At 41.0% G+C, this 25,917-nt stretch carries 25 protein-coding genes and 2 riboswitches; of the genes, 21 read left to right on the forward strand and 4 right to left on the reverse strand.

Annotated features, from left to right (window positions below; translation table 11 throughout):
• Positions 1-79: 79 nt before the first annotated feature.
• On the reverse strand, positions 80-1,198 hold the full coding sequence (mmgD, locus tag MUO14_RS22650) for a citrate synthase (protein ID WP_396265862.1): 1,119 nt from the start codon (positions 1,196-1,198) through the stop codon (positions 80-82).
• 77 nt (positions 1,199-1,275) lie between these two features.
• Positions 1,276-1,497, reverse strand: coding sequence for a hypothetical protein (locus MUO14_RS22655; RefSeq protein ID WP_244752756.1), 222 nt, complete (start codon positions 1,495-1,497; stop codon positions 1,276-1,278).
• 169 nt (positions 1,498-1,666) lie between these two features.
• Positions 1,667-1,866, reverse strand: a riboswitch (cobalamin riboswitch).
• 258 nt (positions 1,867-2,124) lie between these two features.
• Positions 2,125-2,239, forward strand: a riboswitch (TPP riboswitch).
• Positions 2,240-2,375: 136 nt separating this feature from the next.
• Here MUO14_RS22655 and thiC point away from each other — a divergent pair.
• The 15 genes from thiC (at position 2,376) to MUO14_RS22725 (ending at position 16,671) form a co-directional block, all read left to right on the forward strand.
• Positions 2,376-4,160, forward strand: coding sequence for a phosphomethylpyrimidine synthase ThiC (gene thiC, locus MUO14_RS22660; RefSeq protein WP_244755731.1), 1,785 nt, complete (start codon positions 2,376-2,378; stop codon positions 4,158-4,160).
• 21 nt (positions 4,161-4,181) lie between these two features.
• A complete protein-coding gene (locus tag MUO14_RS22665) occupies positions 4,182-4,349 on the forward strand; it encodes a serine protease (RefSeq protein ID WP_244752757.1) in 168 nt (55 codons plus the stop codon).
• A gap of 261 nt (positions 4,350-4,610) precedes the next feature.
• On the forward strand, positions 4,611-5,174 hold the full coding sequence (locus MUO14_RS22670) for a cysteine dioxygenase family protein (protein WP_244752758.1): 564 nt from the start codon (positions 4,611-4,613) through the stop codon (positions 5,172-5,174).
• 757 nt (positions 5,175-5,931) lie between these two features.
• Positions 5,932-6,627, forward strand: coding sequence for a CoA transferase subunit A (locus tag MUO14_RS22675; protein WP_244752759.1), 696 nt, complete (start codon positions 5,932-5,934; stop codon positions 6,625-6,627).
• Positions 6,605-7,255: a 3-oxoacid CoA-transferase subunit B gene (locus tag MUO14_RS22680; RefSeq protein WP_244752760.1), complete on the forward strand. Its 651-nt coding sequence runs from the start codon at positions 6,605-6,607 to the stop codon at positions 7,253-7,255. Before MUO14_RS22675 ends, MUO14_RS22680 begins: the two co-directional genes overlap by 23 nt.
• 19 nt (positions 7,256-7,274) lie before the next feature.
• Positions 7,275-7,526, forward strand: a complete 252-nt coding sequence (locus tag MUO14_RS22685; RefSeq protein WP_244752761.1) for a TAXI family TRAP transporter solute-binding subunit — start codon at positions 7,275-7,277, stop codon at positions 7,524-7,526.
• Positions 7,527-7,549: 23 nt separating this feature from the next.
• Complete coding sequence (locus MUO14_RS22690) at positions 7,550-8,266, forward strand: TAXI family TRAP transporter solute-binding subunit (protein ID WP_244755732.1); 717 nt, start codon at positions 7,550-7,552, stop codon at positions 8,264-8,266.
• Positions 8,267-8,304: 38 nt separating this feature from the next.
• Positions 8,305-9,249, forward strand: a complete 945-nt coding sequence (locus MUO14_RS24935) for a TRAP transporter permease (protein ID WP_396265770.1) — start codon at positions 8,305-8,307, stop codon at positions 9,247-9,249.
• A gap of 11 nt (positions 9,250-9,260) precedes the next feature.
• On the forward strand, positions 9,261-10,286 hold the full coding sequence (locus MUO14_RS24940) for a TRAP transporter permease (protein WP_396265771.1): 1,026 nt from the start codon (positions 9,261-9,263) through the stop codon (positions 10,284-10,286).
• Positions 10,286-11,155 carry a 3-hydroxyacyl-CoA dehydrogenase NAD-binding domain-containing protein gene (locus MUO14_RS22700; RefSeq protein ID WP_244752762.1) on the forward strand — a complete coding sequence of 290 codons (870 nt, stop codon included), beginning with the start codon at positions 10,286-10,288 and terminating at the stop codon, positions 11,153-11,155. The genes MUO14_RS24940 and MUO14_RS22700 overlap by 1 nt, the downstream gene beginning before the upstream one ends.
• Positions 11,142-11,921, forward strand: a complete 780-nt coding sequence (locus tag MUO14_RS22705; RefSeq protein ID WP_244752763.1) for an enoyl-CoA hydratase/isomerase family protein — start codon at positions 11,142-11,144, stop codon at positions 11,919-11,921. Before MUO14_RS22700 ends, MUO14_RS22705 begins: the two co-directional genes overlap by 14 nt.
• 14 nt (positions 11,922-11,935) lie before the next feature.
• Positions 11,936-13,093, forward strand: coding sequence for an acyl-CoA dehydrogenase family protein (locus MUO14_RS22710; protein ID WP_244752764.1), 1,158 nt, complete (start codon positions 11,936-11,938; stop codon positions 13,091-13,093).
• A gap of 5 nt (positions 13,094-13,098) precedes the next feature.
• Complete coding sequence (locus MUO14_RS22715; protein WP_244752765.1) at positions 13,099-14,286, forward strand: thiolase family protein; 1,188 nt, start codon at positions 13,099-13,101, stop codon at positions 14,284-14,286.
• Positions 14,287-14,352: 66 nt separating this feature from the next.
• Entirely contained in the window at positions 14,353-15,399 is a 1,047-nt protein-coding gene (locus MUO14_RS22720; protein WP_244752766.1) for a hydroxyacid dehydrogenase, read from the forward strand.
• A gap of 510 nt (positions 15,400-15,909) precedes the next feature.
• Positions 15,910-16,671: an IclR family transcriptional regulator gene (locus tag MUO14_RS22725; RefSeq protein WP_244752767.1), complete on the forward strand. Its 762-nt coding sequence runs from the start codon at positions 15,910-15,912 to the stop codon at positions 16,669-16,671.
• A gap of 421 nt (positions 16,672-17,092) precedes the next feature.
• On the opposite strand, the gene MUO14_RS22730 is transcribed toward MUO14_RS22725, so the two are convergent.
• Positions 17,093-17,908 carry a helix-turn-helix domain-containing protein gene (locus MUO14_RS22730; RefSeq protein ID WP_244752768.1) on the reverse strand — a complete coding sequence of 272 codons (816 nt, stop codon included), beginning with the start codon at positions 17,906-17,908 and terminating at the stop codon, positions 17,093-17,095.
• A gap of 318 nt (positions 17,909-18,226) precedes the next feature.
• Positions 18,227-19,933: an Rqc2 family fibronectin-binding protein gene (locus MUO14_RS22735; protein ID WP_244752769.1), complete on the reverse strand. Its 1,707-nt coding sequence runs from the start codon at positions 19,931-19,933 to the stop codon at positions 18,227-18,229.
• 222 nt (positions 19,934-20,155) lie between these two features.
• On the opposite strand from MUO14_RS22735, the gene MUO14_RS22740 reads away from it, so the two are divergent.
• From MUO14_RS22740 to priA, 6 genes are all read left to right on the forward strand, one after another.
• Positions 20,156-21,025 (forward strand): YicC/YloC family endoribonuclease, encoded by an 870-nt coding sequence (locus MUO14_RS22740; RefSeq protein WP_244752770.1) that lies wholly within the window; start codon positions 20,156-20,158, stop codon positions 21,023-21,025.
• Positions 21,026-21,094: 69 nt separating this feature from the next.
• Complete coding sequence (gene remA / locus MUO14_RS22745) at positions 21,095-21,358, forward strand: extracellular matrix/biofilm regulator RemA (RefSeq protein WP_244752771.1); 264 nt, start codon at positions 21,095-21,097, stop codon at positions 21,356-21,358.
• A gap of 12 nt (positions 21,359-21,370) precedes the next feature.
• Positions 21,371-21,991, forward strand: a complete 621-nt coding sequence (gene gmk / locus MUO14_RS22750) for a guanylate kinase (protein WP_244752772.1) — start codon at positions 21,371-21,373, stop codon at positions 21,989-21,991.
• Positions 21,988-22,215 carry a DNA-directed RNA polymerase subunit omega gene (rpoZ, locus tag MUO14_RS22755; RefSeq protein WP_244752773.1) on the forward strand — a complete coding sequence of 76 codons (228 nt, stop codon included), beginning with the start codon at positions 21,988-21,990 and terminating at the stop codon, positions 22,213-22,215. Before gmk ends, rpoZ begins: the two co-directional genes overlap by 4 nt.
• Before the next feature lie 76 nt (positions 22,216-22,291).
• Positions 22,292-23,497, forward strand: a complete 1,206-nt coding sequence (gene coaBC / locus MUO14_RS22760) for a bifunctional phosphopantothenoylcysteine decarboxylase/phosphopantothenate--cysteine ligase CoaBC (protein WP_244752774.1) — start codon at positions 22,292-22,294, stop codon at positions 23,495-23,497.
• Entirely contained in the window at positions 23,494-25,905 is a 2,412-nt protein-coding gene (gene priA, locus MUO14_RS22765) for a primosomal protein N' (RefSeq protein WP_244752775.1), read from the forward strand. Before coaBC ends, priA begins: the two co-directional genes overlap by 4 nt.
• Positions 25,906-25,917 lie beyond the last annotated feature (12 nt).

The following is a 25,917-nucleotide window of genomic DNA, read 5'->3' on the forward strand; positions in this document are numbered from 1 at the left end:
AGAATATGTAAAGACTCCTCGGTCGGTCTTAGCCGACCGGAGAGAAAGAAAAACTCATGTAAGCTCACTATCGCTTTTTTTAAGGATGAAGCCCACGTGGTCCTGTGTAATGTACGCGAGGCCTGAACAATTTATTATTGGAATGTTGTTCAAAGATGTGAGCACATAAACCTAACGTACGCGATGCGTAGAAAATGGGCGTATACAGTTCGATTGGAATACCAAGCAAATAATAAACAGGGGCTGCGTAATAATCAAGATTTGGATATAATCCTTTTTCTTCACGTATGAGGGTTTCTCCTGCTTCACACATCTCGAATAAATCCATGCGACCTTTTTCCTCGGCAAGCTCACGTAAAGCCTCTTTCATTAATGCAGCCCTTGGATCCATTTTCTTCATGTAAACTCGGTGCCCGAAACCCATGACTTTTTCTTTGTTTTTCAGCTTCTTATAGAGCAGGTAACGGAAACCTTCGATCGTTTCTCCTTCCAGTAGCATATACATGACAGCCTCATTGGCACCCCCATGTAAGTTTCCTTTCAGCGATGCCACGGCTCCAGTTAGAGCCCCGTAAATATCAGCATTTGTGGAGGCGATGACTCGTGCAGCAAAGGTGGAGTTCGGCATTTCATGTTCACTGTAGACCATCAATGACTGATCAAAAATAGCTGCTTCACGTGCAGTCGGTTTTTTTCCAGTAATCATATATAAAAAGTTATCACTATAAGGTAAGTCTTGCTTAGGCTTCACTGGCTTTTGACCATGGAGAATATGGTAACTGTTTGCAACGATATTTGGGATTTTTGCTAAAAGAAGCATCGCTTTCTTTAAATTTTCTTCTTCATTACGCTCGTTTAACCTCTCATCATATCCTGAAAGCGCTGAAATTCCCGTACGTAATGCATCCATGGGGTGCGTTTTTTTCGGAAGTTGCTCAAACAGCCTAAAGAATTTGGGAGGGAGACTATATTCTTGCTTTAATTCTTTCTGAAGCGATGCTCGGTCGCTATCTTTAGGTAATGAACCTTGTAACAAAAGATGGACCAAATCCAAGTATTGCTTTTTCTCCGCCAGCTCGATTAATTCATACCCTCTGATCACAATTTCTTCTGCTTCTACATCCAAATAAGAAATACCTGTTTCTGCAGCAATAACTCCGTCTAAACCAGGTTTATACACAGTTTGTTCTGCCATCAATGACCCTCCTAATAATGTCAACATTAAGGAAACCGCTTACAAAATACAGGGAACTTTTCCCTTTCTATGAGTCGTTCTTATTTTTGCAGGGCTCCAAAAATCTCTGCATATATTTTTTCATAGGCCTTTTCGAGATTTTGTAAGTGTACTTCTTTTTTCTCATATTTATATTCTCGTTTCATAACGTCAGCTCTTAATTGTGAATATTTAGTACGCAATGAACAGCTGTGATCTGCAATGAAATTGTTCATAATACCAGCTTTAAATAATTGGCAATAATACTCGACTGAACCAAACAAAGGGTACCTCCTCAAGCATGTTTATCACTAGAATTTTTAACCATAAAAAAACAACTTCCAAAAGAAGTTGTTAAGCTGCGTATCCATCAAATAATACATGGTAATGAAAACAAACCATGTAGCATTCCTGCTATTCTCGCCCTTAACACCTCCTATCCGCGTAGGTTTTAGTGTTCGCTAAAAACAGGCAGGTCTCCTGGCTTATGATCATCGCTCCTCGAACCTTCCCATTTCCATGTTCCATGAAAACAGTGGTTTATTCGAATTGCTCCTAAATACAGTTGCGGGACAGCGTCGGGTTCTAACCGAACTTCCCTTTTAAGCAGATAAATGAATACATTTACCTGCACCTATTTCTACACCTATACAATTGTCTTCTTAAATATATCAAGTATTTGGAAAATTAACAATAGCTGAAAGTGTCTTCCAATTATTTTTTGGAACGTCATTCAAAACATAGGCATCATCTAAAACCTCATATTCTCAGTATGTGGATTGATTTTGGATGGAATGTTGATGCTGAAAAGATTTCTTTTATTTTAGAGAATGGATGAGTCAGGTAAGATATATTTTCAATTTAAGGTTTGTTTTTCCTCAAGAATCATATATACTGTAATCAAATTGAATAGAAATAACTAGGGGAGTCCAATAGTTTGGACTGAGAGAGAAGCGCGTTGAAGCTTCTTGACTCTTGGGACCTGATCTGGATCATACCAGCGTGGGGAAGTTAACCAATCATCAATGCAATCCTACTTCTGCATACATATTAGCCGGGTCCATATTTTTATGGCCTGGCTTTTTTATGTACTTCTGTATGCTTTCTCCTCTCTATTGTTCCTTATCTCGTCCTTTACATTTTAAAAAAGGAGAGATTTATGATGTCAACGAGTTCATTAAACGAAAGAAACATTTCCATCATGTCTAATTTTTCAGGAAGTAAAAAAGTATATGTAACAGGATCAAGACCTGGTATTAAGGTTCCCATGCGTGAAATTGGATTAAGTCCAACATCAGGGACGTTTGGAGAAGAGGAAAATCCTCCAGTACGTGTGTATGACACAAGCGGTCCTTATACAGATCCAAATTACTCCGTTGATATTACCAAGGGTGTTCCAGCCACTCGCCGTGTATGGATTCAAGAACGGGGCGATGTTGAAGAATATGAAAGCCGCGAAATAAAGCCTGAAGATAATGGGTACAAGGATGAGAATGACCCTCGTGCAAACGATAAGGTGTTTCCTGGATTAAACCGTAAACCATTACGCGCTACAAAAGGGAAAAATGTCTCGCAGCTTCATTATGCTAAACAGGGAATGATTACTCCCGAAATGGAGTTTATCGCAATTAGGGAAAATATGGATCCGGAGTTTGTCAGAGATGAAGTGGCAAAGGGTCGTGCAATTATTCCTGCTAATATTAATCACCCAGAGATAGAACCTATGATTATCGGTCGTCATTTCCACGTCAAAATTAATGCGAACATTGGCAATTCTGCTGTTTCCTCCTCTATCGAACAAGAAGTGGAAAAGATGACCTGGGCTACACGTTGGGGTGCAGATAATATTATGGACTTATCAACGGGGAAAGACATTCACACAACTCGAGAGTGGATTATTCGAAACTCTTCAGTACCGGTGGGGACCGTTCCTATTTATCAGGCACTAGAGAAAGTAAATGGCGTTGCCGAGGATCTGACGTGGGAGGTTTACCGTGATACGTTGATTGAACAAGCCGAGCAGGGGGTGGATTACTTCACGATCCATGCAGGCGTTCTATTAAGATATGTCCCGCTGACAGCAGAGCGTTTAACTGGAATTGTATCCCGGGGCGGGTCGATCATGGCCCAGTGGTGCTTATATCACCATGAAGAAAGCTTTTTGTATACTCATTTTGAAGAAATCTGTGAAATTATGAAAACCTATGATATTTCCTTCTCCTTAGGGGATGGCTTACGTCCTGGATCCATTGCCGATGCAAATGATGAAGCACAGTTTGCAGAATTAGAAACGCTTGGAGAGTTAACACAAATTGCGTGGGAGCATGATGTGCAGGTGATGGTGGAAGGGCCGGGTCATGTACCCATGCATCTCATTAAAGAAAACATGGACAAACAATTGGAAGTGTGTAAGGAAGCGCCCTTTTATACTCTTGGACCGCTTACAACGGATGTAGCTCCTGGTTATGATCACATTACTTCTGCGATTGGAGCAGCCATGATTGGCTGGTACGGGACAGCCATGCTTTGTTATGTAACGCCAAAAGAACACTTAGGCTTACCGAATAGGGATGATGTTCGTGAGGGAGTGATTACTTATAAAATTGCAGCCCATGCAGCTGATTTGGCAAAAGGACATCCAGGTGCACAGAAACGCGATGATGCCTTATCAAAAGCACGCTTTGAGTTCCGTTGGAGAGATCAATTTAACTTATCTTTAGATCCTGAACGTGCCATCGAGTACCATGACGAAACGTTGCCTGCTGAAGGTGCAAAAACAGCACATTTCTGTTCCATGTGTGGACCAAAGTTCTGCAGTATGAGAATCTCCCAGGATATCCGCAATTATGCGAAAAACAATGAACTTTTTACAAATGAGGATATTGAGAAGGGGATGAAGGAGAAAGCTGAACAGTTTAAGAAGTCCGGCGGCAAGATTTATCAGTAATATTCCAAGGAGGGATTACGGGTGAAGGTCCAGAAAATTGAAGAGGAGATTAATCAAACGGAAAACCACCTTGCTTCTTTGAAAAATAGTTTAAAAGAGATCCAACAAAATTGTGATCATCATTTTAAAGGGAATAACAAGTATAATAAGTGTTTGAAATGTAATAAGGTAATCGCGTTATACTATTAACTGCTAAGTTGAACGAGTTTGAACAGCTAAGGTGACTTCGGTTTGGAGCCGAGGTCACCTTTTTACGTAGTAAGGTGCTAGTCGGTAAAATATCTTGATCATCAAGTAATTCGTCGTACAAAACCTATTAAGTGTTTTAAGAGGTCATATTCAAGAAGGAACGGGAAAACCATTATGTGTTAATGTTTAATAGAGACACTTTATCATTTAAAAACCGAAGTATAATTCTAAGGCTGCCAGCAGAAGGAGGAAATTTTCAAAATGGGAAAGATACAGCAACAATATGAACTTTCTGACTTTATAAGTGAGATGACTAAAGTAGTGGAGGAGACAACTGAGAGTGCCGAACGCGTGAGGGAAGCCGAACGACTTCTCTGCAAATTGATACGTACAAAATCATGGCTTTCACAGGAGAAATTACAAACGGAAAATAGTCAATACGCCCGCCATTCCCTTTATCGTGATCCTAAGAATCAATTCGAAGTACTCGCATTAATATGGGAACCTGGACAGTGCACTCCTTTGCATGATCACGACGGGACTTGGGGAGTGGAAGGAGTGGTTTCCGGTCGTATGAGAGTGAAAAACTATGTTCAACTCGAATCTTTTTCTGATCATACTGCTAAGCTTTGCTATGCCGGTGCCATGACAGTGAACGAACAAAGCACAGGGGAACTTCTACCCCCAGCCGATTGCCATATTCTAGAGCCGCATGGGGACGAAACGACTGTCACAATTCATGTTTACGGAAAACAACTCCGCAAGTTTCGGGTGTTTGAAGCGCCTGACGAGAAGGGCTTTATACGACTCGGGAACAATATGTAGGTTATACAACGGGAGATTAACCGTGGGAGTACATTTGAAAAAAGACTAAGGAGGGAAGCATTGAATGCCAATCATACAGCCATAGAGCTACCATACCCTTAGTCGTTTCGTAGATCCAAAACATCAGTTATGGCGGATTAAATTAAATGCACTTAAGCAGCTAAAAGGTGACCTCGGGATTGAGCCGGGGTCACCTTTTTTAGTGACCTTCGAGTTCCTCTAGCTTTTTTACGAAGGGCAATTCAGCTTCTAGATACTTGAAACTCAGCTTTCTTCAGCTTTTCCTCCGCAGATAAATCTTTCGTGGATGGGCGATCTGTAGAGACTTTAACTCTCCGTTCAATGTAGAACCGTTTTTCTCCACATCGATTATACACATCACGCTTACGTTATAATTTGGAATCGATCTATTCGTTCTCAGCAAAGATTTGACAGGGGCCCTTTCCGAGCATTTTTTTATAAGTGTCGATTTTTCGAATTAAAGCTCAATCAAGAGTAGCTTTAATTTTCTTAAGTGCTTTTCATTCAAAGTTAGTGTTTAATTATATTCAGAAAATTTCCTATTTTGGCATTGCAATTAAATAATTTTTTAATTATAATAAAACTCGAGACAAAAACAGAATGATTATTCCACTATACGGAATGAAATGAAAACGCTTTACCAAATGGACGTTTTAAGAAAACTGTTTTTAATTTGAACATTTCTCTTAGTGATTCCACAAGGTAGTTTAATTTAATTTTTCGGGGAGGGAGAATAATGAAAAAATTAATTGAAGGAACTGAATTCCTAAACCATATCAACAATGGCGATACATTGCTTGTTGGGGGATTTGGTTTGTCAGGAACTCCACTTACTTTACTTGATGAACTAGCTGCATCTGACAAAAGAGACTTGACGGTCGTCAGTAACAATTTAGGCGAAGTAGGGAAAGGACTTGGCAAGCTATTGATGGCTGGATGTTTGAAGAAAGCAAAAGGGTCGTATTTCACAACGAATCGTGATGCAGTTCAGGCATGGAGTGAAGGGGAACTAGAAATTGAGCTCATTCCACAAGGCACCCTTGCTGAAGCTATCCGATGCGGCGGAGCAGGGATTGGTGGTTTTTACACCAAAACGGCTGTTGGTACAAATCTTGCTGATGGTAAGGAAGAAAGAGTATTAGATGGGGACAGGTACATTCTCGAAAAGGCGATCAAAGGTGATGTTTCTATAATCAAAGCTTTGAAAGCGGATACACTAGGAAATCTATTCTACGACCATACGGCCCGGAATTTCAACGCGGCGATGGCAACAGCTAGCAAAGTGGTCATTGCGGAAGTTGATGAGATTGTTGAAGCGGGTGAATTAACACCTTTAGAAATTGTAACACCGCATTTGTACGTTGATTTTATCGTGTTAAATAAATACGAAAAGAAGGAAGGTGCCTACGTTGAGTCAGTCCGAGCGCGTTAAAATTGCAAAGAGAGTAGCCCAAGAAATGTCAGTTGGGGAAGTTGTTAACCTTGGTGTCGGGATTCCGACTTTGATTCCTGACCATCTCGGTGATAAAAAAGTATATTTGCAATCAGAGAACGGATTGCTTGGAATGGGACCGACACCAGATAAGGAAGCGATGAATATGGACTTGATCAGTGCCAGCAAGCAACCCATTACGATGGAGGCTGGGGCTTCCTTGTTTGATAGTTCAGATTCTTTCGTCATGATCCGTGGGGGTCATGTGGATATGGCTGTGTTAGGTGCACTTCAGGTGGACCAATTCGGGGAGATTGCAAACTGGGCAGTCCCAGGTAAGACTATTTTAGGTGTCGGGGGAGCAATGGATCTGGTCGCTGGGGCAAAAAGAATTGTTCTAGCATCTACGCATCTAGCAAAAGATGGATCTCCGAAACTAGTAAAGGAACTCACATTTCCTAGTAGTGGAGCCAGAAAAGCAGATATGTTGGTCACTGAACATGCTGTCTTCAAATTTAAGGAAAGTGGTACGGAGCTAATAGAGATATTATCTGACATTCATGTAGACGCATTGAGAGAAATCACAGGTGCTGAATTTAGTTATAGTGACCAAAAAATAAGTTCATAAAAAAGGGAGGAAAAAGTAAATGAAAAAGATTTTTGCATTATTCTTAATGGTTGTTGCATTGATGATTCTCGCAGTTGGTTGTTCCTCTGATGCCGGTAGTGAAGAAAAGGCTGGGAGTGCTACAGAAACACCTGCCGAGATCACATTTGGATCGGCCACAGTAGGTGGTTTTTGGTATACATTATCTGGGGCGATGTCCGATAAAATGGCGGATGTATTTCCTAACTCCTCAACGACTATCGTTGAGGGGGTTCTGTTTCCAACTTATTAGGGCTTGGTCAGGGTACATTCCATATAGGATTCAGTAACGGCCAGACTGTTCCAGAGGCAATGAATGGTACTGGTGCATTCGAAGAGGAAATTAATAATGTCAGTACAATTGCAACGCTTTATCCAAATGTGTTCCACATTGCAGTACGTGCAGATTCTGATATTTATTCTGTAGAAGATTTGAAAGGGAAAACAGTAAGCCCTGGAATTAAAGGGTACAGCGGGGAACTTGCATTTAAGGATATTTTGAAACTATCAGGTATGTCTTATGACGACCTTGGGGGCATCGAATATATCGGGACCGCTGATGGGGCTAGCTTATTGCGTGATGGTCATATCGACGCCATAACGGGAATGCTTGCCGCGCCTGTTTCAACTTTCCAGGAGCTTGATACAACGCTAGGAATTCGCTTAATTCCACTTGAAGGGGAAATTGTTGAAAAACTTCACGAAAAGAATGAAGGTTACTTACCATACACCATAGAGGGTGGTACCTACCCCAATATTAAAGAAGATGTGAGTACAGTAGCTGGATATACAGTTTTACTAGCGAATAATGATTTGATGACTGAAGATGACGTTTACAAGTTAACAAAAATGATGGTGGAAAATAAAGATGAGTGGACAAATATTTCCAATGTTATGGAAGATTTTGATGCGGAATATTCCGTTGAGAATAACGTAGGCAAAATGCATCCAGGTGCAAAAAGGTACTACAAAGAAGTTGGAGCAATGGAGTAAGTTGGACTTCTTCCGGTCTATACGAGGAGAGTGAAATTATGAAAAAGAAAGAACATGTTGATCCAGATGAAATCGAACAACATGCGGAAGGATTTGACGATGATGGTGTACCAAATAATAAACTGCGCCCCATAATGGGTGCAGTTGCCACATTTATTTCAATTATGGCAATTTTAATGTCACTTTTCCATTTATATACAGCACTGTTTGGTGTTTTCGAATCAATTTTGCAAAGATCGGCCCATTTAGGCTTTGCGTTAGTTCTTGTTTTTGCTATTCACCAGCCTAGTAAAAAGGCTTCTAAATCTAAAAAGATTCCTTGGTATGATTGGTTATTGATTCTGCTTTCTGTGGGTTCTTACTCTTATTTCGTTTTCAATGCCCGGGAAATTTCCTCAAGAATGAGCTACATTGAACAATTGACAGGGTTTGAAATAGCAATCGGCATAGTGGCAGGAATTGTGTTAATTGAGGCTACTCGAAGAGTGATTGGCAACACGCTTGTCATTATCATTGTGGCATTCCTTATTTATGGGATATGGGGACATTTATTCACAGGTGTGTTAGCCCATCGGGAATTTTCAACGATGTGGATTATTGATCATTTGTTCTATACAGCTACGGGAGTATTCAGTACTCCACTAGGGGTGTCAGCAACTTTTATCTTCCTTTTTATCCTGTTCGGGAAATTTTTGGAGGTTTCTGGTGCTGGTCAATTCTTTATTGACTTATCTGTAGCTGGAATGGGGAAATATCGTGGCGGTCCAGCCAAAACTGCAATTGTTGCTAGTTCCATTCTTGGAACGATTTCTGGCAGCGCTGTAGCCAATACAGTAACCACTGGCGCATTCACGATTCCACTAATGAAGAAAACAGGTTATAAAAAACATTTTGCAGGTGCTGTTGAATCCGTAGCCTCAACGGGTGGACAAATTATGCCGCCGATTATGGGGCATCCGCATTTATTATTTCTACGTATCTAGGTATTCCTTATATGGAAGTTGCTATTGCGGCGATTATACCTGCAGTACTTTACTACTTATGTTTGTTCATCCAGGTAGACTTGAGGGCCAAACGAATTGGGCTTGTCGGTTTAGATAAAAAAGACGTACCGAATTTTTGGGAGGTCTTGAAAAAAGGATTTTTGTTTTTTGTTCCACTCATTGTAATCGTAGTCATGCTTGTGGGCGGTAGTTCTCCGATGAAAGCAGGGCTTTATGCCATCGTTGCCACAATTATTATCGCAGCATTAACGAAAGTGACGCGTCTTTCTTTTGGCACCATCATAAAAGCGCTGGACCTTGGGGCGAAGGCTTCACTAGAAACGGCCATTGCTTGCGCTGCTGCAGGCATGATTATCGGAATTATTGGACTGACAGGAATCGGATTGAAGTTCAGCAGTATCATTATTGATCTATCTGGTGGAATCCTGCTTATTACGCTCATTTTCACCATGATCACTAGTATCGTACTTGGAATGGGCCTTCCTACTGTTGCTGCTTATATTGTACAAGTACCTTTAACCATACCTGCTTTAATAGAACTAGGTGTTGCCCCTATTGCTGCTCACATGTTTGTTTTTTACTTTGCAGCATTATCAGCGATCACCCCTCCAGTAGCACTTGCAGCCTTTGCTGCAGCTGGAATAGCGGGGTCCGAACCGATGAAAACAGGTCTAACAGCTGTTCGCTTGGGTCTTGCTGCTTACATTGTTCCTTACTTATTTGTATATGGAGAGACTCTTTTACTGATAGGGGGCGCATTACAAATTATTACCTCTGTCATTTCAGCTATCATTGGAATTATTGGAATCGCTTGTGCAGCAGAAGGTTGGTTGCTACGTCATGCGTTCTGGTATGAGCGAGTGATCCTGTTTGGTGGTTCAATTTTAATGATCGTACCTGGCTTTTATACCGATATAGCCGGGATCGTTATTTTAGTCTTGGTTTTCCTTTTTCAAAGGAAACTCAGAAAAAATTTACTTACAAATGAAATGGAAGAAATTAAGGAGATGTATTGATGAGACAAGTGGCAATAGTTGGTTCGGGAGTCATGGGGAAGGGGATTGCCTACGCCTGTGCTATATCAGGTTACAAAGTTATTCTGAATGATTTGAATGAAGAAATCCTCAATAAAGCAAAAGATGATATTAACCAATTAATTGACGGAAGTTTTGAAAAAGGGTTTTTGAAAGAAGAAATGTACTTTATTGCCAAAGAAAACTTACACTTTGAAACGGATCTTGAAATAGCAGCAAGGGATTCGCAGCTGGTCATTGAAGCGGTACTTGAGAAGATGGGTCTTAAAATCGGAATCTTTAAGAAGCTAGATCAAATATGCGGAGAAGATACGATATTAGCGACAAATACATCAACCATGAGTCCAACTGAAATTGCTGCACAAACCTCTCGTCCTGATAAAGTCGTTGCCATGCATTTTTTCAATCCCGTCCACAAAATGAAGCTAATCGAAGTCATTCGTGGATTGGAAACTTCTGATGAAACAGTTGGAATTGTAAAGGAAGTTGCAACTCAGATGAAAAAACAAGCAGTTGAAGTAAATGAATTTCCTGGTTTTGTTACATCCCGGATGAACTGTTTGATTGGCAATGAAGCTATGAACATGCTTATGGAAGGGGTATCGAGCGCAGAGGATATAGATCAGGCAATGAAACTCGGTTTAAACCATCCAATGGGACCCCTTGAACTTGCTGATCTCGTAGGGTTGGATACACGGCTTCGAAATATGGAATATTTGTATAAAACCTTAGGCGAAAAATACCGACCTTGTCCTTTGTTAGTTAAATATGTAAAAGCAGGACGCCTCGGTAAGAAAAGTGGCAGTGGTTTCTATGAATATAATCAGGAGGCCATCAATGAAACAGTATGAAGCTCTAAGTGTGGAGATTAAAGACGGAATCTTCTGGATAACCTTAAATCGTCCAGAAGCCCGGAATGCTCTTGATTCAACAATGCTTCAGGAAATAGATACAGCCTTTGCTGAAGCCGAAGAGAATGATGATGTAAAGGTTGTCATTGTTCAAGGGGCTGGTAGCAAATCATTCGCTGCGGGTGCAGACATTAAACAATTAAAATCCAGGAAGCCTCTTGAAGCTTTAATTCCGGGAATGCAAAGCCTTTATACCAAAATTGAGAACTCTAAGAAGGTTACGATCGCAGCTGTCAGTGGATACGCACTCGGCGGTGGTTGTGAACTTGCATTAGCATGTGATATTCGTATTGCAACAAAAAATGCCAAGTTCGGGTTACCGGAATTGAACCTAGGCATCATTCCGGGTGCCGGTGGAACGCAACGGCTTTCTCGTATTATCGGAAAAGGTCGAGCACTTGACATGATTTTAACTGGAAAAATTATTGCTGGGGAGGAAGCGGAACGTATTGGACTGGTCACCTATTTCGTTTCAGAAGATGAGCTTATACAGAAAGCTGAATCGGTGGCAAGTGATATTTTGAAAAAAGGACCTGTTGCTATTCAATTGGCTAAATTTGCAGTACATAAAGGATATGATATCGATGAAGGTACCGCAATGTGGATTGAAAAACTATCACAAGCCGTAGTCTTTGGCACCGAAGATAAAGAGGAAGGCACGAGCGCTTTCATTGAAAAAAGGAAGGCCGAATTTCAAAGCAAATAAAAGGAGATGACGAAATGGATTTTAATTTTTCCGAGGATATTGAATTTCTACGTTCAAATGTACGAAAGTTTGTGAGGGACGAAGTGGAACCAGTTGCAATGGAAATCGAGGAGAATGACCAAATTCCTGAAAAAATTCTCGAACAATCCAAGGAAATGGGGTTGTTCAGTTTGAGTATCCCCGAAAAATATGGCGGCTTAGACCTTGATATGGTTGGGAAATGTGCGATTTATGAAGAACTTGGTAAGACACACAATGGCTACACAACATTGATTGGAGCACATACAGGAATTGGGACAGTTGGAATTGTTGAGCTCGGAAATGAAGAACAAAAGCAGAAGTACTTACCGAAAATGGCGACTGGTGAATGGATTGGAGCTTTCGCGTTGACTGAGCCGAGTGCAGGGTCTAATGCGGCGAACTTAAAGACCACTGCTGTTAAAAAAGGTGACAAATATATACTAAATGGATCAAAACACTACATTACGAATGCAGTTGATGGGAATATTTTTACTGTAATGGCCGTGACAGACAGTTCTAAAGGCGCGAAAGGAATCACCTCATTCATTGTTGAAAAGGATTTTCCTGGGTTCAAGCTTGGTAATGTTGAACCGAAGATGGGCTTAAGAGGTTCACATTCTGCAGAGTTGTTTTTTGAGGATATGGAAGTCCCGGCCGAAAATGTTTTGGGTGAAGAGGGAAGAGGATATATAAATGCACTGAAGATACTAGCAAACGGGCGTGCCGGTCTTGCAGCACGTAACCTTGGGTCTTGTGAAAAGTTACTAGAACACTCCTTATCCTACGCCAGTGAACGCGAACAATTCGGAAATCCGATTATTGAAATACAAGCGATCCAGCATATGTTAGCAGATGTTAGCATGCAAATCGAGGCATTACGTTCGTTAACGTTCCGGGTAGCTTGGATGTCTGATCAGAATAAGAGAGTTGTTAAGGAAGCCGCGATCGCAAAATTATTCGGGTCTGAAGTTTACAATAAAGTAGCTGATCTTGCGGTTCAAATCCATGGTGGAATTGGATATATGAAAGATTATCCTATCGAACGCTATTTTCGTGATGCAAGAATCACAAAAATTTATGAAGGAACATCAGAAATACAACGAAATATTATTGCAGGAGAATTAACTCGCGAACTAGCGAAAAAGGGGTGAGGAATATGGAAGAGTCATATATCGTTGGATCAGTTAGAACGGCTATCGGAAAAATGGGGGGCGCTTTGAAAGATGTCCCTGTGGATCATCTGGCAGAGAAAGTAATACGAGAGGTATTGGAACGGTCGAATACAGACACTAAAGTAGATGAGGTTATTTTGGGACAGGCGAAGCAAAGTGCAGATACCTCCAACTTGGCAAGACTCGCTGCATTACGGGCAGATCTGCCTGTAGACGTTACGGGATATACCGTTCATAGGCAATGTGGTTCAGGTTTACAAACGATCAACAATGCAGATATGCAAATTAAATTAGGATTGTCTGACGTTGTTGTTGCTGGTGGAGCGGAGAGTATGAGCACTGCGCCGTATTATATTCGAAATGCACGTTATGGACTCCAAGCTGGCAACGGACTTTTGCTTGACCCGAATACAGAAAGTCAACCTTGCTCACAGCCGGTTGAAACATATGGAAACTTAACAATGGGGTACACAGCTGAAAATTTAGCGGAAAAATATAATATATCACGTGAGGAACAGGATGAATTTGCTCGTCGAAGTCAGGAGCTCGCAGATCAGGCTATAAAAGAAGGTCGATTTAAAGATGAAATTGTTACGTTCGATGTAAAAGAGCGGAAAAAGATCATTCCATTTAATACTGATGAACATCCGCGTCTTTCTACAATCGAACAGTTGAGCAAGTTACCGGCCGTCTTCAAAAAAGAAGGTACGGTTACTCCGGGAAATGCAAGTGGCAGGAATGATGGAGCCGCTGCCGTACTCATGATGAATGAAGAGAAAGCGAATCAGTACGGATTAAAGCCGAAAGCGAAAATCATAGCACAAGCTGTGAGTGGTGTGTCGCCTGATATTATGGGCATCGGTCCAGTTGGCTCTACATTTAAAGCGTTAAAACAATGTGGATTATCAATTGATGATATTGGTTTGATCGAGTTGAATGAAGCTTTTGCTGCTCAAGCGTTATCAGTTATTAGAGAAGCAAACATGGATATAAATCGAGTGAATGTGAACGGAGGAGCGATCGCACTAGGTCATCCTATCGGTGCTACAGGTGCTGTGCTCATGACGAAACTGCTGCATGAAATGGAACGAAGAGGAGAGAAATATGGACTTGTGACTCTATGCATTGGTGGGGGACAAGGTATTTCTACCATCATAGAATACCTCCAATAAAGACGATTGCCGGTAAATTACAAATTACCGGCTTTTTCTAAATCATTTTAACAGGAGGGGTCTCAATTGAGAGGTCTACATATATTACAAATTCTCCCTATGTATCATACAGATGGAGAGGAATTATTGAATGATCTAGCACATGTTACGAAATTTAATGAGTTCAATGAACAGGAAATTATTGAGTTTTTAAAGAACAATGCTGTAGATGGCATCATTCTGCGTGCACCGGCAAAAATCACCTCAGCAATTCTAGATGCATGTCAGGATTCTATTGTTATTTCTGGAGCAGGAGTTGGTCTCGATAATATCGATGTTGCTTATGCTACAAAAAAAGGGATACGTGTTCTTCATGCACCGAAAATCAATAGTCAGGCGACAGCAGAACACGCAGCCAGTTTGATTCTTGCGACCATGAAGAACATTCCTATGTTTCATAAAGAGACAAAACAAGGAAACTTTGGTTACCGTGATGGAAAATATACAAGGGAGCTTTATAACAAAAAAATGGGTCTAATCGGTTTTGGATCGATTGCTCAGAAGGTAGCTAAAATCATGAGGTACGGGTTTGATATGGAGGTCATAGTCTATGTCCGGAATATATATGAAGAGAGGAAAAAGCTTGCCGATTCAATTGATGTCAAACTGACGACATCAATGAAAGAAGTTTTCCGCGAAAGTGATGTGATCAGTTTACATATCCCATTAAATGACCATACGAAAGAATTAATTGATCGAACTTATTTTGATGTTATGAAATACTCTGCTGTGTTAATTAATACGGCACGTGGAGGGATTATTAATGAGAATGATTTAGTTGAGGCATTGAGAAACAGGAAAATTCTTCGCGCCGGAATTGATGTTTTTAGTAATGAACCTCCACCAGTTGGTCATCCATTTTTTGACTTAGAAGAAATAATCCTAACTCCGCACATAGGTGGTATCAGTTTGGAAGCGGCCAAAGCGACATCTGTAACTATAGTAGAAAACCTAGTGAAGGCCATTAATGGTGAGGAGTTGGAAACGATAGTGAACGGAGATCAGATCAATGCTAAAGAAAGGGAGGAGCGTTTAAATGAACGTAGAACTCAAAAAGGTCACTCATGCTTTTAAAGAAAGTGTATCTTGGAAGTATCCAGGACCTGAATGGCTGGGATTAAAGAACTAAAGATTCCCGTCATAACAGGAGGCAGCTGAAAAAGTGCTTGTTCATGTCTATAAGGAATTTATTTGGGATTTTTGTTATGTGTGAAATGGCCGTATGATTTCTGTGCTCTCTTGGTGGGTGTTCGTTATAAAAAAGAGAAAGGTGGCTAGGAAACGACTCGCTTACCGTGGGCGAGAGCCGAGACTTGGTCGTTTCTTCCTCGGGGTCGCGCCTCGAACTTCTTGCGACGCACAGGACGTGCTCGTGTCGACGTTCTCATTCGTCAACTTTCTGAAAACACACTTATACATGAAAGAATTTGAACAAAGGATTTCTGTCACAGCAAAAACCAGAAAGAGGTACCTATGGAAAAGTCGATAAAGAATTTTGATTATTATAAAGGAAAGAATGTAGTATATTATTATAGAGAAAAGCATAGGAAGCTTATTCGAGTTCGTTGATGAGGGGTTGTTACTATGAGTCAAAGTGTATTGAAAGCAATAAAGTTATTAGATTGTTTTACCACTAAATCTGAATTAACTTTAATAGAATTAAGTGATTTATCAAAAATGCCCAAAACTACAGTTTTCCGCCTTGTATCTTCGTTAGAAGAAGGTGGACTTTTAGTTAAAGTAAGGAATACTAGTCATGATGTTAAATATCGTTTGGGACTGAAGTTATTAGAAATAGGGAATCGCGTTCAGGAACAATTAGAGTATAGAAAGGTAGCATTTCCGCATATAAAAAAATTAAATGAGGAATTAAATGAATTAGTACACATGGTTGTATTGGAAGGTGACGAAGCTGTTTATGTAGAAAAAATAGATAGTACGAAACCTGTTCGTCTAGTTGTAAAAGTAGGCAGAAGATCTCCGCTTTATGCTGGTTCTGCACCAAAGTTATTACTGGCAAGTATGGATGACCCTTCTTTAGAAGAGTATTTGAGCAACCTGGAAATCAAGAAAATTACTAATAATACAATTGATAACATCGATGATTTAAAAGAGGAAATCCAAAATATAAGAAATAGAGGTTACTCTTTTAGCCGGGCTGAACATTTTAAAGACACTATAGGATTTTCTTACCCAATTTATGATTATACTGGCAAAACAGTCGCTGCTTTAGGAGTAAGTATTCCTATTAATGATTACTCAAAAGAACGGGAAATAATTATTTTAGAAAAAACAAAGGAAGCGGCACAAAATATTTGGAGAGATTTGGGTTATCATGGATTTTAACTTAATTTGATATAGTTTTACGACGGCATATTTGCAAACTCGATTTAGCGATGAAATAGAGTTATTTAGCAAGCACTACCCTTGTCCCCTAAGTTAAAAGCAACAACTTAGTACATTAGACTCGCCGCATACCCTACTTTAGCTTGGTTTTCGCAACTTCGGAATGTGTGTGGCGATAGAACGCTAAAGATTTTACGTGACATACGAGTTTCTGTCACAACCTCACATCCTCAGTTTTCAAAGAGCATCTGTACAGGAATATCATACCACTCAAACAAGTAAAAACAGCGATTCATCCCCCACCTGCTTATTGGGCTATACTCTTCACATCACCGAGGTGGGAGTCTTGTCACCTAAGAGCGTTAAAGTGTGTTATGTACAGAATTTAGCTCAATAATTTTCAATAAATGGAGCTAAAAAATTAAGCATCTTCATTTAACCAATCATAATAAAGGTTTGAAGGGTCGGCCATGACCTCTTCTCGAACTATTTGGGTGAAGGTTTCCTTTAGGCTTCCATAAAAATAGCCAAGGAAGGTTTTCCTGATAAGGCGATGGTGCTTTGCGAATACAGCTTGTTTGAAGGTTTTATTAATCCGTTCTATGTACATATCAACTGGTTGTTTTAAATTCACTTTAGAATAAGCTCGCTGTACGCTTTGCCAGGCAGATAAAACTTCCTTCGGTGATGAAAATGGACGAGCGACTTCAATAAAGGTTTCAGGTATGTAAGAAGGTAAATATTCAGTGTTCATTACGGGTGCATTTTTCTCTGAATGAGTTTCGCTTTGCTTCTCCTCTGCTTTCCTCAAAGGATTATCCGCAGGGGAACTTGAAACATCTTTATGAGCAGGGGCCTGAGGGGCTGCGGCGGCTTCACCTTTGATTTCATTCTCTGGTAAACGCTCTTCCGCATCTGCCCGAAATACAAGGATGTTGACTCCACGTTTCCCGTTTGGACGGACGGTGGGCACGCGTGTGAGCAGCTGTTTGTTTACTAAGCAATTGATCGCCCGGATTACGGTGCTCCGGCTTTTATTCGTTTTGTTCTGAATGGTTTCTACTTTTGCGAAGGAAACTCCTGGATATTTTACAGAATGTCGCCAAATGTAACGTAAGACGGCAAGGGTACCTTCTGAAAGTTTTGGTTTGTGGTGGAATAAGAATCCGCGCACGCGTAGGTTCAGTTCTTTCGTATTTGGAAACGATTGAAGGTTTCGAACAGCTTCTATATTCATCTTTCATTCATCCTCATTTCGGTTGGTCTACTTTTATAATCGAAATAAGGGAGCAGGTTGGTGTCGTTTCTGGTCTAAAAAAGCGACCTTTATTTGGTGCCGATGTTGGATTTCTGTGTCTGTATTTTTTCAATTCTTTTTATAAACGTTTTTTCTCCTTTGCTTCCGCCTGCATTTCCATTTGTTGAACCGCTTCAGGCCGGGGTTTTTCGAGGATCCATACCGTGTCATGTACCGTGTCAGGTGGGGTGTCATCATGCACATCTTGTAGCGAAAAATAGAAAGCCGCTTCTTTGACTCAGAAGCGGCTTTTTGATATTACTTTTTCATTTTCCGGACGATGTCAACATCGGGAGTTACATATAATGTTTGCTGATTGTCGTAGGTGACATACCCGGGCTTTGCACCCGAAGGTTTTTTTACATGTCTGATGAGCGTATAATCAACCGGGACAGATGAGGATTGACTGAACTTGCTAAAATAGGCTGCAAGCTGAGCCGCTTCAAACAATACATCTTCTGTCGGTGCTTCATCCTGAATAACGACATGGGAGCCAGGTATGTCTTTGGCGTGCAGCCATGTATCTTTTTTATTGGCTATACGATTGGTTAAATACTCATTTTGCTTATTGTTTCTGCCAACGTAAATGGATGTTCCGTTGCTTGCTGTATAGTGTTCTGGTTTGGGTTTTTCTGGTTTATTTTTCTGCTTCTTAGCAGATTTTCTTTTCTTCATATAGCCTTGTTCTCTTAATTCTTCTCTAATCTCTTCAATGTCTTCTTCTCTTGCTGATTCCACTTGCTGAATAAGACGGTCAAAGTAGTCAATTTCGTCTTCAGCTTTTACAATTTCCTTTTGCACAACTTGTTTCGATTTCTTCAACTTCTGATAGGTTTGAAAATAGCTTTGGGCATTCTCGCTGGGTGTTTTGTTCGGATTGAGCTCAATGGTTCGCTCACCTTGATCTGGATCATAATAATCAACGACTGTGACGGTTTCATCTCCCTGCTTCACCATGTGCATATGGGCGGTGAGCAGCTCACCCGTTCGTTGATAATCGCCAGCTGATTCTGATTTCTTAAGTGTCGATTCGTGCTTTTTAATTTTGCGTTTATTTTTTTCCCGTTCACTTTTTAAAAATTTATAAAGGTCGCCCGCTCGTTGTTTAACACGGTCACGTTCGGCTTTTCCGGAATAATAACGATCGAGCATGTCACTTACCGTTTGGAATGCTTTCCCTTCTTCCTGTAGATAAGTAAGCGGCAGAACATAGAACTGTTCGCGATCACCTTGATAAATGACTGGCTGATAGTTGTTTGCAACGATTTGCTCTCGTATGCCAGAGTAGGCCTCCTTATAGGTTTCCGTTCCTCCTAAATGGGCACGGTGAACAATTTCTTTTGTAATAACAGGTGAAAATCCCATGACCGTGTTAAGGATTTGTTTATCCATTTTCCCTGAATTGAAATCAAGTTTTTTAACCAATTGATCAGCGTCAAGTTCAACAGGGTTGGTTTTCCCTTGCTCCGGCGGCAGCTTATAAGGCTGTCCTGGCATGACTGTACGATAACGGTTTTGAGAAGGGGGCAGGTGTTTAATACTGTCTAAAATATGCCCTTCATCTGTATCGACAAGTAAGATGTTTGAGTGCTTTCCCATCACTTCAATAATTAATGTCTTCATGGTTTCATCGCCAATTTCGTTTCTGGACCTGACATGGAACTTGACGATTCGCTCCATGCTTACTTGCTCAACTTCCTCAAGAAATCCGCCGACAAGATGCTTTCTGAGCAGCATACACAACATCGGTGGTTCTTTAGGGTTGTGGTATTGATCGTTTGTTAAATGAAAACGCGCGTAGCTCGGATGAGCGGATAACAAAAGCGTATGATTGGTTCGGTTCTTTCTAATTGTAAATACCAGTTCTGTGTCTGTTGGTTGATAAATTTTTACGATTCTGCCGGTTTTCACTTCTTCATTTATTTCGTGAGTGATCGCCCGGGTTACAATGCCGTCAAATGACATCGCACATCACCTCTCTATTTGTCCAAGTATAGCATGTTTCGATATATAATCTCTAAGTGTGTGTTCAAAAAGTTGACGAATGAGAACGTCGATAAAGATCGTCACCTTCTGTAAGAACTCATCTGTTAGAGCTGTAAAATTCGCTTCAGGATAGGAAGTTTTGATAAACTAAAAGGGCTAGTAAAAAATGCAACGTGGATGTGATAATGAGTGGTAAAAAGTATGACAGGTTATGGACAACGGACCGTAGAAGCAGATCATGCAAGACTGACAATTGAACTAAGGGGTGTCAATCATCGGTTCTTAGATATTTCTCCTAAGATCCCACGCAGTTTCTTATTTCTTGAAGAAGCGATCAAGCGTCAAATAAAAGATAAGCTTCACCGCGGACGGATTGACGTATATCTTACAGTCGAAGGTGAGAACCTGGTTGATAAACGTCTTGAAGCGGATGATTTACTTTTAGACCAATACATAAACAAGTTGAATAGCATCAAAGAGCAATATAGGTTGACTGGAGAAATTTCAATTGATATGGTAACAAGGTTAGACGGTATTTTTACCGTAGAGGAACGGGATCATACGAGTGATGATATGAAGGAAGCTATTCTTGAGGCCTTGAATCACTCTATAGATGACTTGGTTGAGATGAGAAGCCAGGAAGGGTTACGACTTGGTGAGGATCTAATAAACAGACTTGCTGTCGTTAAAGGTATTGTGGCTGATATCGAGGAGCGCAGACCTGTTGTGATGAATGAATATAAAGATAAGATCTTCACTAGAATAGAGACCTTTGTGCGGGAGGAGATTGACCCAGAAGAGACAAGAGTCCTTCAAGAAGTCGCTATGCTTGCTGAAAAAGGCGATATAACCGAAGAGGTTACACGATTGTATTCCCACATAGATCAGTTTGACAAAACACTGCAAAAATCAGGCTCAATCGGTCGTACACTGGATTTCATCGTGCAGGAAATGCACCGGGAGATTAATACCATTGGGTCAAAATCAAATGACAGTCAGCTATCAAACGGGGTCGTTGCTTTGAAGAGTGAAGTAGAGAAGATGAAAGAACAGTTACAAAATATTGAATAAAGATTGAGATTTGCTATCATTTTTTCATATAATAGATATAGATCTGTTTCTTAGAAGGAGGAACCGTTGTTGAGCTTAAAGTTAATTAATATCGGATTTGGTAATGTTGTATCCGCCAACCGTATCATATCAATCGTTTCACCTGAATCTGCACCGATTAAACGTATTATTACGGTGGCAAGAGATAATAATAAATTAGTAGATGCTACATACGGCAGAAGAACGCGGGCCGTGATTATTACGGATAGTGATCATGTGGTACTTTCAGCTGTGCAGCCGGAAACAGTCGGACAGCGTGTGCTTAGTAATGATGAGATGTCAGAGGATAATTAGGAGGTTCCATTCGTGATAGATGAAAAAGGGATATTATTCATTCTTTCTGGGCCTTCTGGTGTTGGGAAAGGAACGGTAAGAAAAGCGTTATTTGAGCAATCCACTGAGTTACGTTACTCGATATCAATGACAACGAGAGATCCGAGAGAAGGCGAAGTGGACGGCATTGATTATTTTTTCAAATCGAGAGCAGAATTTGAAAAACTGATCAATGACAGACAATTAATTGAGCACGCAGAGTATGTCGGGAATTATTACGGCACACCTAAGCAATACGTTGAACAAACGTTGAATGAAGGAAACGATGTTTTTTTGGAAATTGAGGTACAAGGGGCCCTTAAGGTACGGGAGAATTTCCCTCAAGGTGTGTTTATCTTTTTGATTCCGCCTTCACTAGAAGAACTTAAGGACCGGATCGTCAGTCGGGGGACAGAGACGGAGGACAAGGTAAGGAACAGACTTCTAGCTGCCAAAGAAGAAATCGACATGATGGACGCTTACGACTATGTTGTCGTTAATGACCAGGTCGATCACGCTGTCGATAAAATTCAATCCATCGTAGCTAGTGAGCATTGCAAGCGGGAACGTGTTTCCCACCAATATAAAAAAGCACTGGAGGCTGATCAAACATGATGCTTGAACCATCGATTGATTCATTGCAAGAGAAGATTAAATCAAAATATACACTTGTCACACTCTCCGCACGACGTGCACGTGAGTTGAAGCAAGGAAGTGCACCAATGGTTGATAAACCGACTTCAAGTCAAAAGGTAGGCGTAGCTCTCGAAGAAATTCAATTAGGAAAGCTCAGTTATACACATTCTGACGTGATTCAATCCAGAACCGAAACACTATAAATTCTAACGAAGCCGCGCTGACCAGGTGAAATGAGCGCGGCTTTTTCCTTATTTTTGATGAAAGGGAATGGTGAACATGCTGCAAGGGAAAAAGATTGTACTGGGTGTTTCTGGTGGGATTGCTGCTTATAAGGCAGTAGGCTTAACAAGCAAGCTTGTACAGGCTGGAGCTGAGGTTAAAGTGATTATGACGGAGAGTGCTTTGAATTTCGTTGGTTCCACCACATTTCAAGCCCTATCACGTCAACCTGTGTACAGAGATACATTCAAAGAACATGATTCAACTCAAATTCAACATATTGATGTAGCAGATTGGGCGGATCTATTTTTGTTAGCACCGGCAACGGCCAACACAATTGGCAAGCTGGCAAATGGAATAGCTGATGATATGTTGTCGACTACCTTACTAGCTACAGAAGCACCGGTTTATATTGCGCCAGCTATGAATGTACATATGTACAGTCATCCTGCGGTCATGAACAATTTAAAGCAACTCGATCAATGGGGATTTCGTTTCATTGAGCCAGGTGAGGGTTATTTAGCTTGTGGGTATGTTGGAAAGGGCAGACTTGAGGAACCTGAGACTATCGTTTCTCTCCTTGAGCAGCAGTATGCTCAAAAAACTTTATTGAAAGGAAAGAAAGTACTGATCACTGCAGGTCCTACCCGAGAGAAGATTGATCCCGTCAGATACTTTACAAACCCCTCTTCAGGCAAAATGGGCTTTGCTCTAGCTCGCCAGGCTAAAGTTCTTGGAGCTGAAGTTACTTTAATCGCTGGTCCCGTTTCATTACCTACACCACAGGGCGTGGATAGGGTGGATGTAACGACAGCAGAAGAAATGTATGAACAGGTGCTTGCTCGTTATAAGGATAGTGATATTGTCATTAAATCTGCTGCTGTAGCAGACTACCGGCCAAAACAGGTGTTTGATAAAAAAATGAAAAAGTCACCTGGTGATTATACGGTTGAGATGGAGCGGACGCGTGATATTTTACAAGAGCTTGGCGATAGAAAAGAGCATCAATACTTAATTGGCTTTGCCGCTGAAACAAATGATTTAGAGCATTATGGTGAGCAGAAGCTGACTAAGAAAAACTTGGATGCCATTGTAATGAACAACATTGCTGAACAAGGAGCCGGCTTTAATTATGATACAAATGCCTCGATTTATTTAACAAAACATGGCAAACGCATTCATTGGCCTTTAATGTCTAAGGACGATTTGGCAGCAAACATTTTACAACTGACGAGTACGGAACTTGTCGGTGAAGATTCTTGACAATCGCAAGAGTAATAGTGGATGTTCCCTCTCAAAATACCAATCGTCCGTTTGATTATGGGATCCCACCACAATTTTCAGGGATTGTACAGCCTGGAGTGAGGGTGATCATTCCATTTGGACCGAGGAAAATTATGGGCTATGTTGTCTCCCTAACAGATAAAAGTGATTTTGACAAAATTAAGAATATCGTTGATGTACTTGATATTACACCGATTTTGACGACTGAACTGCTTCAAATCGGAAAATGGTTATCAAACCAAACGTTAAGTTTTTACATTTCGTGCTTGCAAGTCATGCTTCCACAAGTATTAAAAGCCAAATATCGAAAAGAGCTGTGGAAGACGACAGAGGAAGCGCTGCCCGAGGAACTGGCGCTTGTTTTTGCAGGTAGAGATGTGATTGATTACGAAGAGTTTGAACGGTCTGAGGTCACCTATCAGAAATTACGGAAGTTTATTGATGAGGGCTGGATTGATGTTCATTATGAAGTGAAAAGCAGGGAAACACGACGAACCACTAGTATGATTGAATCCAACAAAGATATTATCGAGCTTGAGGAGGCCCTGGTGGATTTGCCCAAGCAAGCGAATAAACAGCGGGTGATTGTCGAACATTTCCTTGAGTACGAACAGTCTATTCCGAAAAAACAGCTGCTCACAACGTTGAACACAACTGCGGCTGCACTGAAACCATTGATTGAGAAGGGGATTTTACGAGAATATAAGCAGGAGGTTCTCAGAGATCCTTATGGTCATCGCAGTTTTGAACGAACTCAACCGTTTCCACTCACTGCTGAACAGCAAACAGCTATAGAACCCGTCTTGGATACGATAGAACGAAAAGAACATGATGTGTTCCTGCTGCATGGTGTGACAGGGAGTGGAAAGACGGAAGTTTATTTACAATCGATTCAACGGGTGATTGATGACGGACGAGAGGCAATTATGCTCGTGCCGGAAATAGCTTTGACACCCCAAATGGTCGAACGATTTAAGGGACGTTTTGGTTCTAATGTCGCTGTCTTACACAGTGCCTTATCAGCTGGTGAAAAATATGATGAGTGGCGTAAAATTCAGCGTAAGGAAGTTCAGGTTGTAGTTGGTGCGCGATCTGCAATCTTCGCTCCTTTTACAAATATCGGAATCATTATCATTGATGAAGAACATGAATCAAGCTACAAGCAGGAAGATCGAACGAGGTACCATGCAAGAGATGTGGCCGTGGAACGGGGGAAAATTCATTCCTGTCCGATTATGCTTGGGAGTGCAACACCGGCTCTTGAGACGTATGCTCGTGCAGTCAAAGGGAATTACCATCTGCTCACACTTTCTAAACGGATGAATGAGGCGGCGATGCCAAAGGCTGAGTTGATTGATATGAGGGATGAACTTCATGATGGCAATCGGTCGATGTTTTCACGGTTGTTAAAAGAAAAAATAGAAGATAGGATTGCAAAAGGCGAACAAGTCGTGCTGTTCTTGAATCGTCGTGGTTATGCCACTTTTGTGATGTGCCGTGATTGTGGTCATGTTAAGGAATGCCCACATTGTGATATTGCTCTAACTTATCATAGAAGGCAAGAACGACTGAAATGTCATTACTGCTCACATGAGGAGTCCATGCCACATCAATGTCCCGAGTGTGAAAGCAAGACGATCCGTTATTTCGGTACAGGGACCCAGAAAGTCGAGGAAGCACTGCAGCAATTGATTCCTGAAGCACGCGTGATTCGAATGGATGTCGATACAACGAGGCGGAAAGGCGCTCACGAACGGCTTCTAAATCAATTCGGTGAGAAACAGGCAGATGTTTTACTAGGCACACAGATGATCGCCAAGGGATTGGATTTTGGCAATGTGACCCTTGTCGGTGTGTTAGCAGCTGATTCATTGCTCAATTTGCCTGATTTTCGTGCATCAGAAAAAACATTTCAATTATTAACCCAAGTAAGCGGGCGGGCAGGGCGCCACGATCTGCCGGGAGAAGTGATTGTCCAAACCTATACACCAGAGCATTATAGTATTCAACTATCGAGCGAGTATAATTATGAGGCTTTCTTTGCAGAGGAGATGAAGTTGAGAAAAGCTTTTCGTTATCCGCCTTACTATTTCCTAACGTTATTTACGATTTCTCATCCCAATCAATTAAAGGTGCAGGAAGTAACACAAAAAATCGTTCAATTTATGAGGCAAAAGTTAACCGATGAAGCTGATGTTTTAGGACCAACCCCTTCTGCGCTGACCCGTATCAATGATAGATATCGTTACCAATGCATGGTAAAATACAAGAAGGAACCAGAGCAACGGAAATTAGTCCAACGCATCCTTCATTATTATGAAGATGAAATGAAACAAGAGAATGGGTTGCAGATAACGGTAGATTTCCAACCGTATCAGCTCATGTAGGAAAGGAGCCAT

The sequence above is a fragment of the Halobacillus shinanisalinarum genome (assembly GCF_022919835.1).
Lineage (GTDB): Bacteria > Bacillota > Bacilli > Bacillales > Halobacillaceae > Halobacillus_A > Halobacillus_A shinanisalinarum.